We start from the raw sequence: 2,177 nt of genomic DNA on the forward strand, positions 1-2,177 counted from the left end.
AGGTGGCCACGTTGCGCCGTACCTGGGTGTAGTCCCAGGTCGAGGAGGTGATGAACTGTTGGAAACGCTGGTAGTCCATCCCGAGCCGGGTGGCCATCGGCTGCATCGCCTTGCGCTGGCCCTCGCTCAGCAGGCCGCGCACGTACAGCTCGCCGGTGGCCCGCTGGTCCTTGCGTGCCAGGCCGTCGAGCATCTGTGCGGTGAACGCCGCCAGCCGGGGCTGTACCTGGTGGATCTCGCGGAGCGTCAGTTCCATCGTTTACACAATCATGAGTGGGTGGGTCCGTCCTGTTCTCGTCTTACCCCCACCCGTCAACATCAACTTAACCTAACGAAGTACTACTAACGGGGCTTCGCCCCAGCCCGACGAGGCGTGCGCCGCTCGGCTGCCGCTGCGGGCTCCGGCCGGCGGTCGACGGCGCCCAAGCGGGCCCCGTGGGTGGTACCGCTCATGCGGCGGTGGTTAGCTGGAAAGCCTCCGTCCGACCGGAGCTTGCCATGACGCTACCGCGCACCGTGGCCGATGTCCTGTCCGACCACGTGACCTTCGAGGTCGAGTGCATCGACCGGATGTACCTCAACGTGTACGTGCCGCAGTTGCAGTTCCCCCTGGGGCTGGTCGGGTACGTGCACCGCCAGCTGGGGCTACCCGTCGCCTCCACCGCCCCGCTGGCCCGGATCACTGACGCGTTCGTCACCGCGGTGCACCGGTTCGCCCACGACCACAACCTGCCCTGGGTCGACTTCGTCAAGGGGCAACGCAAGGACGACGTCGCGCACCAGCACCTCGCCCGGTTCACCGGCACCGAAGGAGTGCTGTTCATCGGACGGGCACAGGAGAAAACCCCGCTGTGTCGTACCGAGAAACGCCGTGACGCCGACGGCAACGCCTACCCGTGGATCGTCAAGACCACCGGGGTCATCAACCAGTTCTACTTCTACTGCGTCGACGACGACTTCGGCCCGTTCTTCCTGAAGTTCTGCTCCTACTTCCCCTACAACGCCAAACTGTGCATCAACGGGCATGAATGGGCCAAACGCCAGGCCGCCCACGCGGGCATCGGCTTCACCGCGTTGGACAACGCCTTCGCCGCCGTCGACGACGCGCCCACCCTGCAGGCGATCTGCGACACACTCGGACCCGGACAGATCGACGCCCTGCTACGGAAATGGCTGGCACGTCTGCCGCACCCGTTCACCGCGGCCGACCGAGCCGCCGGCTACCGCTACGACCTCTCGGTCCTGCAGGCCGAGTTCTCCCTCACCCAGATGCTCGACCGGCCCGTCTCCGGGCGGATCTTCTTCGAACAGGTCATCCGGGACAACCTCGACCTCGGCCGCCCCGACCAGGTCGGTCTCGTCTTCGACCGCCGCCTCATGCGCACCGGCCCGCGGGCCACCCCCGGCCGGTTCCGGACCCGGATCATCACCGACGGCGTCACCCCCAGCCTGCACATCGACTACAAACACACCACCGTCAAGCAGTACCACAAGGAAGGACAGGCATTACGCACCGAGACCACCATCAACAACACCGGGGATTTCCAGATCGGGAAACGGCTGACCAACCTGCCGGCACTCCGACAGATCGGCACCACCGCCAACCGACGCCTGCTCGGCGTCCAACGAATCAGCCACGACCCCGCCGCCGGACACGCCGCCTTCACCGCCGTCCACGACCCCCTCACCACCAGCGGCGGGCAGCGGATCCCCGGACTGCGTTTCACCGATCCCCGCGTCCACGCGCTGCTCTCCGCGCTCCTGGTCTTCCGTCTGCTGCCCCACGGCTTCACCAACCGCGACCTGCGCGACATCCTCGCGCCCCTGCTGGGCCGCCAGCCCGCCACCATGACCAGCGGACAGATGACCTACGACCTGCGGCGCCTGCGTCTGCACGGACTCATCGAACGCATCCCGCACACCCACCGCTACCAGGTCACCGACGCCGGCCTGCGACACGCACTGTTCCTCACCCGCGCCTACAACCGGCTCCTGCGCACCGGCATGGCCGAACTCACCGACCCGCACAGCAACGATCCGCCACCCCTACGACGTGCAGCCACCGCCTACGAAACCGCCATCAACCAACTCGCCGAACACGCAGGTCTGGCAGCCTGACTCACGCCCACGAACTTGACTCGATCATGACGGCTTCGCCCGTCCAAGACCTCTAGCGC

2 protein-coding genes are annotated in these 2,177 nt (G+C 66.7%); one reads left to right on the forward strand and one right to left on the reverse strand.

Annotation, left to right across the window (positions count from 1 at the left end; translation table 11 throughout):
* The coding region (locus tag U9980_RS26595) for a transposase (protein ID WP_322770441.1) at positions 1 to 256 on the reverse strand (256 nt) is incomplete at its 3' end.
* A 242-nt stretch (positions 257 to 498) separates the two neighbouring features.
* Between U9980_RS26595 and U9980_RS26600 the strand changes: the two genes are divergently transcribed.
* Complete coding sequence (locus U9980_RS26600) at positions 499 to 2,118, forward strand: hypothetical protein (protein ID WP_322770442.1); 1,620 nt, start codon at positions 499 to 501, stop codon at positions 2,116 to 2,118.
* Positions 2,119 to 2,177 lie beyond the last annotated feature (59 nt).

The organism is Protofrankia sp. Cr1, assembly GCF_963555865.1.
Classification (GTDB): domain Bacteria; phylum Actinomycetota; class Actinomycetes; order Frankiales; family Frankiaceae; genus Protofrankia.

Coding starts and splice junctions, on each gene's coding strand:
- U9980_RS26600 (WP_322770442.1), top strand. CDS start 499: ATGACGCTACCGCGCACCGTGGCCGATGTCCTGTCCGACCACGTGACC.